Annotated in this window: 14 protein-coding genes and 1 tRNA gene; 6 read left to right on the top strand and 9 right to left on the bottom strand. The window is 60.7% G+C overall.

Annotated elements, in window-relative coordinates; genetic code table 11:
* Positions 1-35: 35 nt before the first annotated feature.
* On the top strand, positions 36-1,814 hold the full coding sequence (locus VGG22_08600) for a hypothetical protein (GenBank protein ID HEY1728416.1): 1,779 nt from the start codon (positions 36-38) through the stop codon (positions 1,812-1,814).
* On the opposite strand, the gene VGG22_08605 is transcribed toward VGG22_08600, so the two are convergent.
* The 4 genes from VGG22_08605 to ligD (VGG22_08620) are packed head-to-tail and all read right to left on the bottom strand — an operon-like array spanning position 1,777 to position 5,765.
* Positions 1,777-2,310 (bottom strand): hypothetical protein, encoded by a 534-nt coding sequence (locus VGG22_08605; protein HEY1728417.1) that lies wholly within the window; start codon positions 2,308-2,310, stop codon positions 1,777-1,779. The genes VGG22_08600 and VGG22_08605 overlap by 38 nt on opposite strands.
* A gap of 30 nt (positions 2,311-2,340) precedes the next feature.
* A complete protein-coding gene (locus VGG22_08610; GenBank protein HEY1728418.1) occupies positions 2,341-3,192 on the bottom strand; it encodes a Ku protein in 852 nt (283 codons plus the stop codon).
* A gap of 3 nt (positions 3,193-3,195) precedes the next feature.
* Positions 3,196-4,149 (bottom strand): non-homologous end-joining DNA ligase, encoded by a 954-nt coding sequence (ligD, locus tag VGG22_08615; GenBank protein ID HEY1728419.1) that lies wholly within the window; start codon positions 4,147-4,149, stop codon positions 3,196-3,198.
* Complete coding sequence (ligD, locus tag VGG22_08620; GenBank protein ID HEY1728420.1) at positions 4,146-5,765, bottom strand: non-homologous end-joining DNA ligase; 1,620 nt, start codon at positions 5,763-5,765, stop codon at positions 4,146-4,148. Before ligD (VGG22_08620) ends, ligD (VGG22_08615) begins: the two co-directional genes overlap by 4 nt.
* A 159-nt stretch (positions 5,766-5,924) precedes the next feature.
* On the opposite strand from ligD (VGG22_08620), the gene VGG22_08625 reads away from it, so the two are divergent.
* Both VGG22_08625 and VGG22_08630 read left to right on the top strand, forming a co-directional pair.
* Positions 5,925-6,206: a hypothetical protein gene (locus VGG22_08625; protein HEY1728421.1), complete on the top strand. Its 282-nt coding sequence runs from the start codon at positions 5,925-5,927 to the stop codon at positions 6,204-6,206.
* Positions 6,203-7,933 carry a DUF255 domain-containing protein gene (locus VGG22_08630; protein ID HEY1728422.1) on the top strand — a complete coding sequence of 577 codons (1,731 nt, stop codon included), beginning with the start codon at positions 6,203-6,205 and terminating at the stop codon, positions 7,931-7,933. Before VGG22_08625 ends, VGG22_08630 begins: the two co-directional genes overlap by 4 nt.
* Here the strand turns inward: VGG22_08630 and VGG22_08635 are convergent.
* On the bottom strand, positions 7,915-9,204 hold the full coding sequence (locus tag VGG22_08635; protein ID HEY1728423.1) for a hypothetical protein: 1,290 nt from the start codon (positions 9,202-9,204) through the stop codon (positions 7,915-7,917). The two genes, VGG22_08630 and VGG22_08635, sit on opposite strands and share 19 nt — an antisense overlap.
* The gene (locus VGG22_08640) at positions 9,120-10,274 is read right to left on the bottom strand and encodes a hypothetical protein (GenBank protein HEY1728424.1); all 1,155 of its coding nucleotides are present in this window, start codon (positions 10,272-10,274) and stop codon (positions 9,120-9,122) included. Before VGG22_08640 ends, VGG22_08635 begins: the two co-directional genes overlap by 85 nt.
* 24 nt (positions 10,275-10,298) lie before the next feature.
* On the opposite strand from VGG22_08640, the gene serA reads away from it, so the two are divergent.
* The 3 genes from serA to VGG22_08655 all read left to right on the top strand — a co-directional run bounded on the left by serA (position 10,299) and on the right by VGG22_08655 (position 13,060).
* A complete protein-coding gene (gene serA / locus VGG22_08645; GenBank protein HEY1728425.1) occupies positions 10,299-11,909 on the top strand; it encodes a phosphoglycerate dehydrogenase in 1,611 nt (536 codons plus the stop codon).
* On the top strand, positions 11,910-12,539 hold the full coding sequence (locus VGG22_08650) for a histidine phosphatase family protein (protein HEY1728426.1): 630 nt from the start codon (positions 11,910-11,912) through the stop codon (positions 12,537-12,539).
* Between the two features lie 446 nt (positions 12,540-12,985).
* Positions 12,986-13,060, top strand: a tRNA-Ala gene (locus tag VGG22_08655).
* 97 nt (positions 13,061-13,157) lie between these two features.
* Here VGG22_08655 and VGG22_08660 read toward each other — a convergent pair.
* The 3 genes from VGG22_08660 to alaS are packed head-to-tail and all read right to left on the bottom strand — an operon-like array spanning position 13,158 to position 18,036.
* The gene (locus VGG22_08660; GenBank protein HEY1728427.1) at positions 13,158-14,762 is read right to left on the bottom strand and encodes a glycosyltransferase; all 1,605 of its coding nucleotides are present in this window, start codon (positions 14,760-14,762) and stop codon (positions 13,158-13,160) included.
* A gap of 2 nt (positions 14,763-14,764) precedes the next feature.
* The gene (locus VGG22_08665; protein ID HEY1728428.1) at positions 14,765-15,403 is read right to left on the bottom strand and encodes a hypothetical protein; all 639 of its coding nucleotides are present in this window, start codon (positions 15,401-15,403) and stop codon (positions 14,765-14,767) included.
* An 11-nt stretch (positions 15,404-15,414) separates the two neighbouring features.
* Entirely contained in the window at positions 15,415-18,036 is a 2,622-nt protein-coding gene (gene alaS / locus VGG22_08670; protein ID HEY1728429.1) for an alanine--tRNA ligase, read from the bottom strand.
* Between the last annotated feature and the right edge of the window lie 123 nt (positions 18,037-18,159).

Consider the following 18,159-nt stretch of genomic DNA (forward strand, 5'->3'; position numbering starts at 1 on the left):
AATAGTGTGAACGCCTTCCCATTCGGAGGTCGCACATGCGCGCGTTACATATCGCTGGAGTTTTTCTCGTCGCTGGTTCGGTTTTCGCAGGGTGCGGCGGTGGCGGCTCGTCGGGCTCACACGTTGGCGCCGGCAGCAACACGTCGAGCAAGCACGCGCAGTATACCGTAAAGGTTAAGATTCCGTCAGCATCAAGCAGCTCGGCGAGCGCGGTGCGACGCGCGAAATTCGTCTCACCATCAGTGCAGTCGATCGTCGTGCAAATCTTCGATGGTTCGACGCAGATCGTGCAAGGTACGAATTACGTCAACGTTACGGCGACAACGGCGAACGGCGCGAGCGGCTGCACGACCGGCGCAGGCGGCGTGTTATGCACGGTTGTCGTCAACGCGTCCATCGCAACCGCGGGATCGTACACGATCGTCGTCGCGACGTATGATGCGCAGCAAACCGTTACGTGCGCGCCGGGCGGCTCTCCGGCGTGCTCGGGAAACTTGCTTTCGATTTCGAATCTGCCGCAGCAAGTCACGCCCGGCGATACGATCAGCCTAACGCTGGGCGGAATACCGTCATATCTCCAGCCGGTCGAGCTCGTTTCGGGATACATCTCAGCCAATAGCAGCGACATGGTCACGGTCTACGGTCCGGGACCACAAGCTATCTCCTTTGAGTTTCTCGATGCCGATCACAACGTGATCATCGGCGCCGGCGCACCAACCGTCACGCCGGTGAACAATACCGCCGGCACATTGACGACAACAGTGACGACAAGCGGCGGTTCGGGCCTCTACACGCTGCAATTGGCGCCTGTGACGACAACCGTCGGCAGCTTGCAAGTCGTACAAGCCGGAACCGTTGCGCCTCAATTCTCCGTAACGATCCCCAACACGACCCTGTCCGCCACGATAACGTTCCCGATCACGATCGCGCACAGCGAACTGTTCGTTTCGGCCAGCGTGCCGTCACCGCCGGGAACGACCTCAATTTACGTTTACTTCGACGGGAACACGACGCCGCAGTACAACGTGTACAACACCGGTTATTCGCCGCTGAATCTCGCGACCGATATCAACGGAAACGTCTGGGGAGCCGATTACGGCAACAACAAGATCCTCGAATTCAGCGCGCAGCCGGCCTCGGCGCCCTCGGAAAATGATGCGGTCGGGACTCTTTCAGAGCCGTATTCGATCGGATTTGATTCGTCCAGAGACGCCTACGTCGGTAACGGCTCTCCGTTCGGCGTCGTCCAGTACAGCGCGCCGTCGCCGCAGAGCACACCGAACTTCACAACCAGCGCGTTCACCTACTCGTCGAATCCGAATCTGGATCCACAAGGCATCGCCTTCAACAATAGCAACGGAACGCTCTACGTGAGCTACTACAACTATTCGACCACGCAATATTCCGTCGGTTCGTACCCATCGGGTTCCAGCTCGTTAACGACACTCTACGGACCCGGCTCGACGGTAACCAACGGAGTCGCCATCGATCCATTGCACGGCGACATCTGGTTCGTGGCGGGAAGCCCGACCGTCGTGGAGATCAATCCCGCGGGGACGCAAGTCGGATCGATTTCGGGTTTCAGCTCAGCCGGTGTCGCAACCGATTCGCTCGGCAATGTTTTCGCAACGAACTCGAGCGGCGGTATTAAGGAATTCGCCGCGCCTTCGTTCTCCTCGCCGGTGACGATCGGGTCGGTGGTCGCGCCTCAGAGCGTCGCCGTCTACCCAAACGCACTCATCGGTTTTCAGAGTCCCGTTGGCGTTCTTCCCAACCCTACGCCTTCGCCGATTCCGATCCCGACGCCGACGTAGATTCTTCGTCCGGCTCGGGATCGGGTCGTATTGCAAGATACGTCACGACATCCCACGCGTTACGTATGCCGATGAAGACGAGAAGAAACGTTGCGCCCGCAAGCGCGAACAGTACGATTCTCGTGAAATGCGCCAGGAGCAATCCGGATACGAGAGTCACCACGTACGCAACGCACGGTAGGATTGAGTAGAAAATCCAGTCGTCGATTTCCGCGCGATACGACGTGAGGCCCCACGTCCTCAACGCGATGCGAGCGATGTAGACCGTACCCACGAGCCCGAGCAATGCGATTGCAATCCCGGGAACCCACAACGAGTGCCATGGCGCGAGCGCGATTCCAGAGATGAGGAGCGCCGCGCAAAAATGGTAGACGGTCGGCGTACTAAATGTCGATAGGCCATCTTCGGGTCTTGGCCTGCTTCGAATCGAGTCCGTAACAAGCGTGATGACGACGAACATTAAGCCCGTCAGCGCGGCGGCCGACGAGCCCATCATCACGTAAAAGTTAGACCACTCGCTGATTGGCTACGCTGCCGAACGCTTGCGCGTTTTCTTGGCGCCGTTCTTCTTGCGTGCAATCGAGGCACCGCGGCCCTTTTTCGATTCCTCGATGCTGCGCTGCAGTACGTCCATGAGGTTGACGACGTTCGTTGCTTCGGGGGCTTTGGCGCGCGACGCGGGAATCGCCTTGCCCTTGGCGCGCGCTTCGACGAGCGCCAACAATTTCTCACGATACGTGTCCTCGAAGACTTCCGGCTTGAATTCCGAGGTCATCGTGTCGATCAGCAGTTTCGCGACCTTCATCTCAGTCGCCGGAACCTCGGCTTTGAGGGGAGGAAATGCGAAGTCCGATTGGTCGACGAGCTCCTCGTTGAAGTGCATCAGCTCGAGGACGAGGGCATCGCCGTTCGGCTTGACGGCCGCCAGATGCTCGCGATTGCGCAGCACGACTTTCGCGATGCCGACTTTGTTCGCGTCGCGCAGCGCATCGCGCAAGAGCGCGTAGGCGTGGCTTCCTTTCTTCTCCGGTTCGAGATAGTACGGCGTGTCGAAGAACATTGGGTTAATCTCGTCGAGATCGCAGAATTGCACGATGTCGACGGATTGCGTGTTCTCGGCGTCCAGACGCTTGAGCTCGTCATCACTGAACGTCACCCACTCGCCCTTTTCGTACTCGTAGCCGCGCACAATCTCGCTGCGGGGGACTTCTTTGTCTTCGCGTTCGCAAAACGTGCGATAGCGAATGCGCGAATCATCTTTCTTGTGGATGAAGTTGAAGCTAATATCGCTCGAGCGCGAGCGCACGGCGGTGAAGAGCTTCACCGGGATCGTGACGAGCCCGAAATTTATAGCGCCCGACCAAATTGCGTGTGCCACCGTTTACCCCCAGAGCTTGCGTGCTTTTTGAAGCGCCCGTTCCAGGCGCTGTCCGCGCCATTGTCCCTTCCAGGCGTCGCCGTCTTTCCGGAGGAGCGCCGGCACCGTTTCGAGATTCCAACGTTCCCATTCTTTTGATGGATCCGGGACGCGCTTCTTGCGAAGCTTCTCGACCTGCGGCCAAGTCAGCGGGAACGAGACCGGAGCCCCATCCCGTGCTCGCACCGCGAACGGCGGCACCAGCGTCTTTCCCCGGCCGACCTGGACATAGTCGAGATAGACCGTACCGGAAGGACGTCTGCGCACCGACCTTTCGAGCGTTGTCGTCTCCGGGGCCTGTTCGTGGATGCGGCGTCCGAGCAGCTCCGAGAAACCCTTGATGATCTCGTAGTCATAGCGGGGTTCGAGCGGGACGATGACGTGCAGACCGCTACCGCCCGTCGTCTTTACCAGCGCCCGCAGGCCGATCGACTCGACGGTGTCGCGAAAGAGCAGCGCGACGCTGCACAGTGTAGCCAGCGTACAATCGTCGCCGCGATCGAGATCGACCAAGAGAAAATCCGGGTGATCGAGTTTGGGTTCGCGCGACGTCCAAACGTGCAGCGTGATCGCGGCGAGATTCGCAACGTACGCAAGCGTCGCTTCATCGTTGCATAACATGAACTCGACCTTACCGGTGCGTCCGTACTCGGCTTGCACGTGGACGGTTGGAACCCAATCCGGAAGACCTTTGGGAATCTGCTTCTCCCACCATCCGGGCTTGTCAACGCCGTTCGGATAACGTTCGAGCGTCAGCGGTCGGCCTTTCGTGTACGGCAGAATATAGGGCGCGACCGCGCGATAGTACGCGATCAGCTGACCCTTCGTGATCTTGTCTTTTGGAAAGATCACTTTGTCCAGATTGGTAACCGCAAGCGTGCGGCCGTCGACCGCGAGCGCGGTCTTGACGCTGGCTATGCGACCTCTCCGCGCGGAATCTCGGGCTCACGCACAACGGCCTTTGCATCTTTGTCTTCGCGCAAGCCCATGAATGCAGGATGACGCAGACTCCCTTCATCCGTCCATTCCGTAAAGCGAACTTCGCAGAGGAGCTCCGGCGAAACCCAGTGCGCGGGTGCCGCGGATTTCGGCGGCGCCGTTGCAAACGGACACGTCTTTCGTTCGAGCTTCACCAAACGTTTGTGCAGCGACGCAAGCATCTTCGCATCGAATCCGGTCCCGACATGTCCGGCGTAGATCAGCTTCCCTTTTGCGTAATAGCCCACGATCAAGGCACCGAATCCTGAACGGCTGCCGCGCGGTTCGGTATATCCGCCGATCACGAACTCCTGACGCTTTTGCGTCTTGATCTTCAGCCACGTGCGCGTGCGGCGCCCCGATTCGTATTCCGAGTCGCGGCGCTTGGCCATGATGCCTTCGAGCCCGCGCTTCTCTGCAAGCGCAAAGAGCTTCTCGCCTTCGCCGATCACGTGCTTCGAATAGATTACGCGGTGTCCGTCGACGATCAAACCTTCGAGAATCTTCTTGCGCTCTTCGAGCGGAAGCGCGCGGAGGTCGCGTCCGTCGGCAAAGAGCACGTCGAAGGCCGCGTATGCGATCTCGCCCCCGCCCGCCGGCCGGCGCGGTCCACGAATGCTTTCGATGCGATTTTGCAGTCGCTGAAATGACGCGCGGCCTTTGTCATCGAGCGCTACGATTTCACCGTCGACGATGATCGGCAGCGAGCGAAATGCGTGTCCAATATCCTCAAGCTCGGGGAACTTACTCAAGAGATCCTTGGCGTTTCGCGACGTCAGTTTGACGGTGCCGTCCGCTTCGATCGTCGCCAAGGCGCGAAATCCGTCCCACTTGATCTCGAAGAGCCATTCGTCGTTGTCAAATGGCTCGTCGACCGCGGTCGCCAGCTGGATTCCGGATATTATGGGAAGTTTAACTGGCTTAAGAGGACGTTGTGACTTGCCTTTTTTAGGTGGACTTATCCACTTCTTCACAGAGGGGCTGTGAGCAATTTGCTCGATCGTTTTGTGGCTGATGACGCTTTTCGGCTGGTCGTCGACACTCCATTTTGGATCGACGTAACGATCTTTATCCTTGATCAGCAGCCACGGCTCGCCGCTTTCACCAGCGCGCGCACGTATTTTTACGAGCGTGAATTCGCCTTTGAGTTTGTGTCCGTGCAGGATGAATTTGATCTTGCCTTTTTTGATTTCTTTTGCGGGATCTTCGCCTTCCGCAAGCTCGTACGTCCCCTCGTCCCAAATAATGACGGGACCGGCGCCGTAATGTCCCTCCGGGATGATGCCTTCGAACTTGCGATATTCAAAGGGATGATCCTCAACGTGCATCGCGAGACGCTTCTCGCCGATCTCGCGCGAGGGGCCCTTGGGAACCGCCCAGGATGCGAGCACGCCATTCGCTTCGAGACGGAAATCGTAGTGCAAACGCGTCGCGTCGTGTTTCTGTATGACGAACACCAGCTTGCCGTGGCCCTTGCGAACCTTGCCGGCCGGCTCCGGCGTCGCCGTGAAATCGCGCTTGCGGTTGTACTCCTTGAGCTGGGTGCTCTTGGGCATGGTCCTACTTACCCCACAAGGAGCCGTTGGAGTTCCACGGCTGCCAGACAAAGAGGCCGATCACGATGACGGCGATCGCGATCAGGACTGCCACATAGGCGGGACTGCGCTGTTGCACGCCCGGCGGTTTCGCCGCCGCATCGGCGAATACACGCCCCGATGTGGGCTCTCATCGGAATCATCCTGGCGCTTGGCGGGGCGGCACTCGGTTTGGCGCGTAGCCGTACCGATAAGCCTGGGTATTTTGAAGCCGAAGTGTACACGCTTTCCGCGATCTCGCACCGGCGCTTCGCAACCGCGAGCCTGGCGTTCGCCGGCATTTTTGCTGTGCTCGGCGCGTTTCCGATTCTGCCGGTCTTCCCCGTCTTTGCGGCATATGTAATTCTCGCGGTTCTGTACGTCACGTCATTTGCGCGCGGCGCGCAGGGGGAGGACGAATGAGTCACCATTTCAGCCCGCGCGCGAATCGCGCTTCCGAGATCGGTTGGATGGAGTGGGGCAGCGAAGCTTTCGAGCGCGCGGCATCGGCGAACCGCCCGATCCTGCTCGGCATCTCGGCGGTATGGTGCCACTGGTGCCACGTCATGGATGAGACGACGTATTCCGACGCGCGTGTGATCGACGTGATTCGCCAGCGCTACGTTCCGATTCGCGTCGACAACGATCAGCGTCCCGATGTCAATGCGCGTTACAACATGGGCGGTTGGCCGACGACGGTATTTCTGTCGCCGAGCGGTGACATTCTTACCGGCGGGACCTACATTCCGCCCGACGACTTCGTCGGGGTTCTCGAACAGGTCGCGGACATGTGGGCAAACGACCGCGAGGATCTCGAGCGGCGGATGCAAGCGGCGAAGCACACGCACGCGCACCCGCCTACGAAAATCGCACCGGATGCTCCGTCCACGATCGCGAGCGCGATCGTCGAAGGCTACGACGAGGAGTTCGCCGGTTTCGGAACGGCGCCGAAATTTCCGCAAAGCGACGCGCTGCGTTATTTGTTGCTACTCTATCGCCGCGACCGCGCCGCGGGCAAAGCTGATGAGCGTCTGTACGACATCCTCGCGCGCACCGCGCTCGCAATGGCGCGCGGCGGAATGTACGACCACGTCGAAGGCGGTTTCTTCCGCTACTCGACGACACGCGATTGGTCGATCCCCCATTTCGAAAAGATGTCCGAGGATCACGCGGGCTTGCTGCGCTTCTATGCCGATCTGTATCGCGTCTCGGCGAATCCGCAATTTGCGCAAACACTGCGTTCTGCATTGCGCTGGCTACGCGGCACGCTACGCAATCCTGGGAATGCGCTCTTCGGCGGAAGCCAAGATGCCGACGAAGAGTATTTTTCGCTCGCGCTTGAGTCGCGTGAGAAGCGCCAGGCTCCTTACGTCGACCGCACCGTGTACACGAATTGGAATGCGGGCCTTGCGAGCGCTCTGGTCGCAGCCTCGATCGCGCTCGACGACGACACGCTGCTCGACGACGCGCGCGCAACCGTCGATGCGTTGTGCGGTGAAATGCTCGCCCCCGATGGGCTCGCGATGCACTTCCGCGCGGCCGGTGGCACGCCGCAGATCGGCGGTCTGCTGACCGATCAGGTGGCGTTGCTGGATGCGCTCTTGTCCGTCCATGCAGCAACCGGCATCGCGGACTATCTCGAACGCGCGCGTGCGCTCGCCGATGGCACGATCGCGCGCCTGCGGCGCGATGACGGAGGGTTCGTCGACAGCGACGATCCCTCCGCGCTCGGGAACGTTCGCATTGCGCACGCACCACTCGATGAGAACGCAAAGCTTGCAGATGCCTTGCTTCGTCTCGGCGCGATGTTTCACGACGAACGCTACACGCAAGTCGCGCGTGCAATCTTGGAGTCGTTTGGCGGAAAATGGCAACGCGCGGGATCTTTCGCAGCAACCTACGGCGCGGCCGTCCTTCGGCTTCTCGAGGAGCCGCTCACGATTACGATCGCGGGAGCGCCCGACCGCGCCGAGTCGTTGCGCGATGCGGCGCTGCGTCTTCCCGATCCGCTGGCCGTGGTGCACACCACGCCGTCCGACGATTCACCGCTCGCCACGATCTGTTCGGGCACGCGCTGCGCGGCGCCGGCTACGGATGCCACGACGCTCCAAGAATCGTGGGATGCTCTGCGTCAGTTACCGGTGCGGTAAAACGCGTCCCAGTACCAGATGCCCCAGACGCTCATAGCAATCGACCACCCGATCAAGATCTTTTCCCAGCGCGGAAGTCCGGCGCGCGCCGCGAGCGCCATCAACACGAGCAGAAACGGCTCGAAGTCGAGCGCGTGACGCATGCCGTACTGATACCATCCATTGAGGTAATAAAGGAAACTCGGCAGCGCGACGAGCGCAATCGTCGTCCACACGACGGCCAGATACATGCGCGGCGCCCGCGCCCAAAACGCGTAGATGAGCGCCGGACTGCTCCAGGTGAGCGCGACGCCGTGGACGTCGACCTTGAAGAACGGCCACCAGGCGAGCTGACGGAACTCAACGAGGGCCGGCGCCTGGAAGAAAAACGAATAGAACTCATACGGGAAATACGCAAGCCGGAAGGGCGAGCCGGTCGTCTGCCCCCAGCCGTCGTGGTGATAAAACTCGACGTAACCGATGTCGTACCAGACGCCCCAGCGAACGAAGTTGTACCAAACCCAGGCAGCCGCGAACGGCACGAGCGTCAGCGCGAAACTGCGCATGCGCGCAATGCGTGTCCTTGAATCGGGTGCGGAAGTTCCGGGCACGAAGCCTCCGTGCCACAAGAAGTGCGCATAGAACGGCAGCGCCAGGAGCATCGTCGAGCGCGAGCCGATCGCGGCCGCGGCGAAGAGCGCGACGAGCCACGCCTTCGGTTTTTCGGCAGCCAGCTCGCGCAGGGCGAGCATCGTGAACGCAACTGCCGAGCAGTGCTCGACGAACCACACGTCGCCGAGCATCGAGCACCACCACAGCGTCGTTCCGGCGTAGAGAAATGCGCACAGCCACATGGTCTCGCGCACGCCGGCCCCAAGCCGCCGGAAAAGATCCCACGCCGCGCTTATTGCAACCGCACCGAGCAGGATCGCGAGCGCCGTCTGGTTTGCCGCCGCATGGTACAAGAGAACGAACGGAATCATCAAGAGCGCCGGAATCGGGCCTTCGATCACGTAACGCTGAGCGTTCCAGAGGACCGCGTCGCTCGTATCGCCGGGCCAATCGATCCAGACGTGTCCGTGCAAGATCGACTGCGCGAGCCGCGCCATGTTGTCGTACGGCGTCGAACGCCCGTGTGAAGCGGCGAACGCCAAGAGCAGCGCGACCAGCGTCGCGAGCACCTGACCGTGACGCTCGAGCAGACCGTCTAGGCGCGACGAACGAACGTTGTCCAAAACCAGAATCCCCAGCTGCCGGCCAGCACCGAATAAAGGCACAAGAGCGCGCCCCACCAGCGCACGCCCTTGCGAGAGCCAAGACACATCAGCGCAAAAAGAAACGGCTCGAAGTCGAGCGCGTGACGCATTCCAAATTGCGTGAATCCGACTACGTAATATAGGAAGTTCGGTATAGCGACGAGCACGGCAGCCGCCCATAGCGCCAGCACCAAAACGCCCGGACGGCGCGCGAAGAACGCGAGGAAGAGCGCCGGACTCGTAAACGGCAATCCCGTCGCCCACTGCGTCACACCGAGATACGGAAAACCGCGGTACATCACCGGAGGATACAAGAAAAACGCGTAGAGCTGCATCGGCAAATACGCAAGCGAAAACGGCGACCCGACCGGTTGTCCCGCCGTGTCTTGGTGGAACCACGCGGTGTAGCCGATGTCGTACCAGAGGCCCCAACGCAGCCGGTTGTATCGAAGCCACAGGCCTGCAGCGATGACACCGATGCTGAAAATCGAGGTCGCGCGCGCACGCCGCTGCTCCGGCGTTCCGTCGTACATCAAGACGAAGATGTAGACCGGAATCGCAAGGACGAGTGAGAACCGCGAGAACGCCGCGCACACCGCAAACAAAAGCACGATCCACGCGCGCTTCTTTCCCGTCAGTTCGAGCAACGCGAAGAGCGTAAAGCATACCGCGCTGACGTGCGCGAGGTACCACACGTCGCCGAAAATTCCGCAAAAGAACAAATCGGTTCCGAGCAACAAGAACAGCACCAGCAGCAGACGCGAACGCCAGGGCACGCCGAGGCGCGCGGCCAGTCCCCACGCCGCGCCCGTTGCGAGCGACGTGAGGATATACGAAAGCAGTGCCTGATTCGTATTTAGGCCCCAAATCGCAACGGCCGGAACGAGCAAGATCGCCGGAAACGGCCCTTCGATGATGTACTGTCGTCCTTGATACGTGAGCGCGTCGATCCATGCGCCGGGCGACTCTACCCAGACGTGGCCGTGCAAGATCGCGCTCGCGAGAAGAACGTAGTTGTTGTAGGACGTCGCGCGCGCGTGATAGACGATCAGCATCGCGACAAATGTCACGATTGTCGTAAGAATCGCGCCCAACCATACCCTCACGAAGAAAGGCCGTTCGACGGTGGCGTGCAACTACTCCGCCTCATGCAGAACGCGCGCCGAGTCGTCGTCGCAGAGCCGTTCGCTGAGAGTGGGCTTGCCGTCTTACGCGCCGCGGGGATCGAGGTCGACTCTCTCGTCGGCAAGCCACGTAACGCACTGATCGAAGCGGTCGGCAACGCCGACGGTCTGATCGTGCGCTCCGAGACGAAGGTCGACCGCGAATTGCTGGCGGCCGGTCAACGGCTGCTCGCGGTCGCGCGTGCGGGCGTCGGCGTCGACGCGATCGACGTCGATGCGGCAACGCAAGCCGGCATCGTCGTCCTCAACACGCCGAGTGCGAATACGCTTGCCGCGACCGAACAGACGCTCGGGCTGATGCTCTCGCTCGCGCGGCACACACCGGATGCCGTTGCAGCGCTGCGTGCCGGCCGCTGGGATCGCAAACCATTCGTCGGCACCGAGCTTTACGGCAAGACGCTTGGGATCATCGGACTTGGACGCATCGGCGGCAACGTGGCACAACGCGCCCGCGCATTCGGGATGCGCCTGCTCGGACACGATCCGTATATCACGCAAGCACGGGCGGATGCATTCGACGTCTCCCTCGTTTCACTCGAAGAACTTTTGCGTCACGCCGACATCGTGACGTTGCACGTCCCACTCAGCGATCGGACTCGCGGCATCATTGCTGCGCGCGAGCTTGCGCTTGTGCAACCGCATGCGTACGTTATCAACTGCGCGCGCGGCGGCGTCATCGACGAGCGCGCGTTGCTCGACGCGCTCGATAACGAACAGCTCGCGGGCGCTGCGCTCGATGTCTTCGAAAACGAACCGCCGCCGGCGGGCGGAACCGCACAGAAATTGCAGCAACATCCGAAGGTCGTCGCAACGCCGCACCTCGGCGGTTCGACGGTTGAAGCTCTCGAACGCATCGCCGTCGAGCTGGCGCACGATCTTGCGCGCGTTCTCGTCGGCAGTCCGGCAGCGGGCGCCGTCAACGCGCCGAGCTTCGACGGCCCGGAGAGCGAATGGATTCATCCGTTCCTAGAAGCAGCGTACCGCATCGGCCGCTTTTATCCACAATACGCGCAGCCGTCGTCGTTGCCGTCGTTTGCATTGATCGCGGAAGGCGAGCTGGCGAATTTTGATACGGGACCGTTTGTCACGTCGTTCCTTTCGGGACTCTTACAAGGCACAACCGATCGCCGCGTTACGATCGTGAATGCGGATGCGATTGCGAATGAACTCGGCGTGCGCGTCGAAGCGCGCACTGGCCCGCGCCGCGGCGCGTACGCGTCAACGCTGCGCTTCATCGGCGGCTCGACGACGATCGCAGGAACCGTCGTGGGAGCATCGCCCCGCATCGTCGACCTCGACGGCTTCGAGATCGATGCCACGCCGGTTGGCGCGATGGTGCTCACCAAACATCGCGACGTCCCGGGCATGATTGGAAAAGTCGGCACGATCCTCGGGAATGCAGACGTCAACATCTCCGCGATGCAAGTCTCGCGCACGATGGATGCCGGCGGGTCTGCGATCATGGTTCTCGGCGTCGACCGATGTGCGCCTGATGACGCAATTGTCCAGCTGCGCGCCATCCCCGGTATCAGCGCCGTACACGCGATCGAGATCTAAGTGATCGTCCTGGTTGCGCGCCACGGCGAGACGACATGGAATAAGGAAGGCCGCTATCAAGGGCGGCAACAGTCGCCGCTTTCAGAACTCGGAATTCGCCAAGCCAGCGCTCTTGCCGACGCGATGGCGACGTTCGAGCCGCGCATCGAACGTATCGTTTCGAGCCCGCTCATTCGCTGCTCGCAAACCGCGCAGCTCAGCGCCGATCGCCTCGGCTTAGAAGTGGAGATCGACGACCGGCTGATCGAGATCGGTCACGGCGATTGGGAGAAGCGTCTGCGCGACGAGATCATGAGCAGCGAGCCGCAGAATTGGTATCTTTGGAAGAACGAGCCGAGCAAGATCACGTTCTCATCGGGCGACTCGATGCAGAAAGTCGCCGAACGTTGGCAATCGTTCGCATCGACTGTGCCGGTGGTCCCGACGCTCGTCGTCACGCACGATGCCGTCGTCCGCTCCGCAATAGTTCTCGCGCAGGGCCTCACGATCGACGACATGTGGAAGATCCCGATGGAAAACGCAGCGTACGCGAAGTTCGATGCAACTGCTGAAGGCTGGAAGCTTCTCGAGCCGTGCGTCAACGCGCATTTGCAAGGCCTCCGCGCCGACATCGCGCGTCAGGCTTTATAGTCTTCAGAACTGTCGACAGATACGTACCAGGAGCCGACGCGCAGATCCCGCAAAATCCCCCGCAACCCAACGAACAATGGAGCTGCATTGAATGCCGAAGGCAACGCCAGCTCAATCAGATCTGTCGCAAACTGAAATTCGCAAGTTAATATTGCGTCATTTTTAGGAACGCAATGCGCATGCGACGAGCCCGATGGGCAAACGCGGCTCGGCGGTCAAAATATAGCCGAAAAGGCGGTGAGGAAAGAGGTTCGAGCAAGAGGCGGTACGGTTATTCCGTCAACCACCGCCTTTTATGTAATTACCGCCTCGGGAATCGACAAGATCGAGTGACCTGGCGAATTCACGATGGATAAATTTCACGGCATAAAAATTGAAGCAACTGATGTGGCCCAACCTTTTGGTACATTCTCTTTCGGACGCTCGGTATCGCGACATAAGAGAAAGCGCTCGTAGCTCAATTGGATAGAGCAACTCTTTGGCGAAGAGGTAGGCTTTGGGTTCGAGTCCCTCCGAGCGCGCTCCGATAGCAAGCGGATTGAACGGGCTCGCCACCCGTGCTACAATCGATCTGCCTCTTCGCTAAAGAGCCGTAGAGCGCCGGGCTTCCCGGCGCTCTTAGTTTTTCGGGTTAAATCGCGAGCGTAGGGCGAGATCGTTGCGCACGAAGAATGCGCTCGTGCCTTTGCTCTCGATCCCGATGCAGGTGTAACCGGTCGATGACGCGAGCGCCTTCGGCGGGTTGTTGCCCGGCGTAACGATTACTTTAGGCTTGAACGGAACCAGTCGCGACCAGGCCGGATCACTGTACGACCCGAGTGCGAGCAGCTCGAAATCCGTTGGCGGACCGACCGAGCTAAGCTTGGCCGCAAAATCCGCATAGGTAGCGGTGTCGCATTCGATGACTGCTCCGCGCCAGCCGAGAGACCGCGAGAAGAACACACTGATCGATTGGCTTTCGCCGTTCGCGACGCACTCGATGTACGACGGATCCTCGACGCCAAGCCGGCGGAAAAGCTCGAGCAGCACGCCGTCCTCACCACCGCGTGAGGCGATCCGCAACTCGAACGTTTCCGTTCCGCTCGGGCCGTCGTTGCGAGTTTTCGCACGCGACGTAATCTTCGCGAGCGCTTCGATCCGTTCGAGTGCACGCTCCGCACCGCGTTCCCACGTCCAGCTCCTGGCGTGATCGGCGGATTTCTCCGACATGAACTTGACGAGTTTCGGGTTTTCGTAGACTTGGCGCATCGCGGCGATGACCTGTTGTTCGACGGGCTCGAGCAAGAACGCATCATCGACGAGCTCGAAGCCGCCATACGATTTCCCGAGCTTGACCGGTGAGGCGTCAATGTGAAGCGTCGTGTCTTTGGTCGTGAAGTCGTCGCTCGCACCGCCGCGTGTGGCAATCGATGGGACGCCGCACGCCATCGCCTCGAGAATCGGCAATCCGAATCCCTCGCCGCGATACGGAGCAACGAGGGCGGTTGCCGCGCGATACAGATCGGCGAGTGCGTTATCCGTATAGAACGTGTCGATGTAAAGCACCGGCGGAATATCGCGCCGCCCACCCAGTGAAGCAACGTGGTCGCGCAGGCGCGTGTCGGCTCCCGGATCTTTGCCACCGAAATCCTTGACGATCAACACCACGTTGTCGTGCGGCGAAAACGCGGCGAGGTACGCGTTGACGACGACGTCGACGCCTTTGCGTGCGATCGTGTCGCCCACGTACAAGAACGCAATTCTTCCGCGCAGCGTCGCCGAAAGCGGTGCCGGACCCGGCTTGAAGATTTCCGGATCGTAACCGAGCGGCACGACTTGCACGCGCTCGCGCTCGATTCCGGCGCGCACGTACATCTCCGCAATATATTTGCTGTAGCACCAAATCTCGTCCGCAACGGCCTTGGCGCCCTCAGCCCACACCTTCGGTAGGCTTCCGAATTCCCACGGCTGCATGTGCACGTACGCACCGCTGCGCACTTTGGGAAACACCGCCGGCCAGCGGTGCCGAATCATTATCTGCGGCTCGGGTACAAAGCGCCGCGTGCGCCGCGCCTGCAAGAGCACGTCGTCGCTGTTGCCGACGATCGGCGCTGCCGTCGGTTCGGGAAGAATACCCAGATCGACTTCGCTGCGGCGCGCGAGCGCGCCGAATAGCCCGCGGTTGACGCGTGCAAGAGACGATTCGACCAAAAACTCTCCGGTGACTTCGACCGTAGTCGGCATCGCTAACCCGCGGGTGGCGTCACTTGCGGTGCGCGTGGCATCACAAATGTCGAGGGTGGAAGATTCGGATAGAACTGATATCTCGACCAGTCGATGCGCTCGGTCTGCAAATCACCCCTCACGTCGGCCCGCGCCGTCACGGATTGCGGCATCCAGTACCTGTCGGTCCTCGCGAACGTCACCGTTCCCGTTCCGACGACATTTCCAGTCGTCGTACGATAGTCGAGCTGCAGCGGCAAGAACGATTTCCCGTCGATCACCATGCGCGTAACTTCATACTTAGGCGTGCCGCGCGCGTACACGTTGAAAACATACACGAGATTACGTCCTTGTTTACCTTCGCCCTCAAATGTAAACGCGTTCACATCGGTGCGAGGCGCAAGCGCGGCCACGTCATACGGGTCGTGGTGACCGGCGAATACGCGAATCATCGGGTGGGGCAACTTCTCGCTGTTGAATGCAACGATCTCGTCGCGCTCGTGAGTGCCCTGACGGAAAATGCGATGCTCGGTCTCCTGCGGATGGCTCCCATGGTGCGCGAACGTGTATTCGAAGATATATGCGGCCGGCGGTTTGAGGGCGTCGAGCGCTTGCGTGTAGTTCGCAAGCACTTGCTCGGGAGCGAGCAAGAGCGCCAGCACGATAAGGGCGATCAGCGCGCTGCTCCGTTCGCGGCGACTGCGGCCTTTAGCTCGGCGAGCGCGGCTCCGGCGCCCGAGGGATTGTTACCGCCGCCCTGAGCTTGCGTCGGCCCGCCGCCGCCTTTGCCGCCGATGTGCGGCGCGGCAATCTTCATTAGATCGCCGGCCTTCAAACCTTGCGTCGTTAGGGTCTCCGGGACGCTCACGATCATGCTGACGCGATCGCCAATTGTGCTCGTCACCGCGATCACGGCATCACTGTTGCGCTGACGCACGGCATTCACGACGCTGCGCAGATCGTCGTTCGAATAGTCTTTGAGCTCGACGACGACGATCGCACGGCCGTTCGACAACTTTTCGGGCTTGACGTCTTGTGCTTCCGCAGCCGCGAAGCGCGACTTGAGCTCGCCGACCGATTTTTGCAGATCGCGAATCTCGCTCTGCATTTTTTCGACGCGCTCCAGCAGCTCGTCGGGCTTGCTCGAGAGCCGCTCGGAAAGTGTCTCGACCAAATGTTGCTGATTTTGCACGAACGACTCGGCGGCGCGAGAGACGCACGACTCGATCCGCCGCACTCCGCTGCCAATCGAGGCTTCAGCCAGGATGATGAACATGCCGAGCTCACCGGTCGTATGCGCGTGCGTGCCGCCGCAAAACTCGACGGACGGTCCGGCTTGCACGACGCGCACCAGCTCGCCGTACTTCTCGCCCGCCATCCAATACGCGCCGGTCTTCTTCGCTTCTTCGATCGGAAGCTCGCGCGTCACAAGGTGATGGTCTTCCCGAATCATCGCGTTGACGCGTTGGGAGACTCGGTCTTGCTGCTCGGTTGTTAGCGCACCGGCCGGCCAGCGAAAATCGAAACGCATCCGATCGATGCCGACCCACGAGCCGGCTTGCGCTACTTCGTCGCCGAGAATCTCTTTGAGCGCCTTCTGTAAAAGATGCGCAGACGTATGGTGGCGCCGGATCTCTTCACGCCACATGGGATCGACGGCCGCGTTCACCCGCTCGCCGCGTCGCAGAATTCCCGAACGTAGCGTACCGTGATGCGCGATCGCCTCGCCGACGAACTGCGTGTCGGCGACATCGAAAACTGCCTCGCCGCCGGTGAGCTTGCCGCGATCGCCGATCTGGCCGCCCTTCTCGGCGTAAAAGGAGGTGTGGTCCAAGAAAATCTGCGCGGTCTCGCCGGCAACGAGCTCGTCGACCGGTTGGCCGTCACGCATGATCATCACGATCTCGCCGTCGGTCTGGAGCCCGGTGTAGCCGTGAAAAACACTGACGACGCTCGGGAGATCGGTGACGTTGACGACCGCGCGCTTTTCGGCTGCATCAGCACGTGCCCGCGCGCGTTGCTCTTGCATCGCCTCATCGAATCCGGGGACGTCAATTGCGACGCCGCGTTCCATCGCGATCTCGCGCGTCAGCTCGATTGGAAAGCCGTAGGTGTCATGCAGCGTAAACGCATCGTGTCCCGTGATCATCCGCGTACAGTCGCCGATCGCGTCGTCGACTAGCCCCTCGAGGAGCGCGTTGCCGCGATCGAGCGTGCGAATAAAGTTTTGCTCTTCACGCGCGAGCGCAGTTTGCACATCGCCGAGACGCTTGCGCAGCCCGGGATAGCCCGATGCAAGCGAATCCACGACGGCCCCGGCCAGCTGCGCCATGAACTCGCGTGGATAGCCGAGGATGCGCCCGTTGCGAATCGCACGCCGGATCAAGAAGCGCAGGACGTAACCGCGATCGGTGTTCGACGGATAGACGCCGTCGGTGATCAAAAACGTTACGGCACGCGCGTGATCCGCAATGATGCGGCGGCGTTCGAGCTGTTCTTGCGCATGTAGGCCCTTGTTCTCGACCGCGGGTTGCGCCGCGATCAAGTCGGTGAACAAATCGGTCTCGTACATCGAGACCTTGCCGTTCGCAACGGCGAGCATTCGCTCGAGTCCGGCGCCCGTGTCGATCGCTTTACGCGGCAGCTCGGTCAGCTTGCCGTCAGCACCGCGATTATATTGTTGAAAGACGACGTTCCAAATCTCGAGATAGCGATCGCCTTTGTTCGGCCCGGTATCGTCGGGTCCCGACGCATACTGCGGACCGCTATCATAAAAAATCTCGCTGCACGGGCCGCACGGACCGGTCGGACCCATCGTCCAAAAGTTATCTTCATCCCAGCGCGTGATGCGATCGGACGATACGCCGATCTCCCGCTCCCATATCGTTTGCGCTTCATCGTCGGTGAGATGAACGGTTACGTACAAGCGCTCTTTATCGAGCTTGAGAACTTGCGTGACGTACTCCCACGCAAACCCGATCGCTTCGCGCTTGTAGTAATCGCCGAAGCTGAAGTTGCCGAGCATCTCGAGGAACGTGCCGTGGCGTCCGGTCCGTCCGACGTTTTCGATATCGCTCTTTGCACCGGCGACGCGCAAGCACGGCTGCACGGTGACGACACGCGGCGCCGGCGCCGGGATTTCGCCCAGGAACACCGGCACGAATTGTTCCATGCCGGCGATCGTGAAGAGCGTCGTCGACATCTCGTCCGGAATCAAGCTCGCAGGCGCAACGAGCTTGTGCCCACGAGAGACGAAATAATCGACAAACGACGCGCGTAACTCTTCGCTCTTCATTTTGACGGTGCTCCGCCCCAGGCTCCGCACCCCCCATGCTTCGCATGGGGCCCCCAAACCGTCGAGCCCATCGACATTTCGAAAACGAAAACGTTCCCCGAGGGGGCTCGTAACAACAAGCTA

This window comes from Candidatus Baltobacteraceae bacterium, assembly GCA_036489885.1.
GTDB lineage: Bacteria > Vulcanimicrobiota > Vulcanimicrobiia > Vulcanimicrobiales > Vulcanimicrobiaceae > JAFAMS01.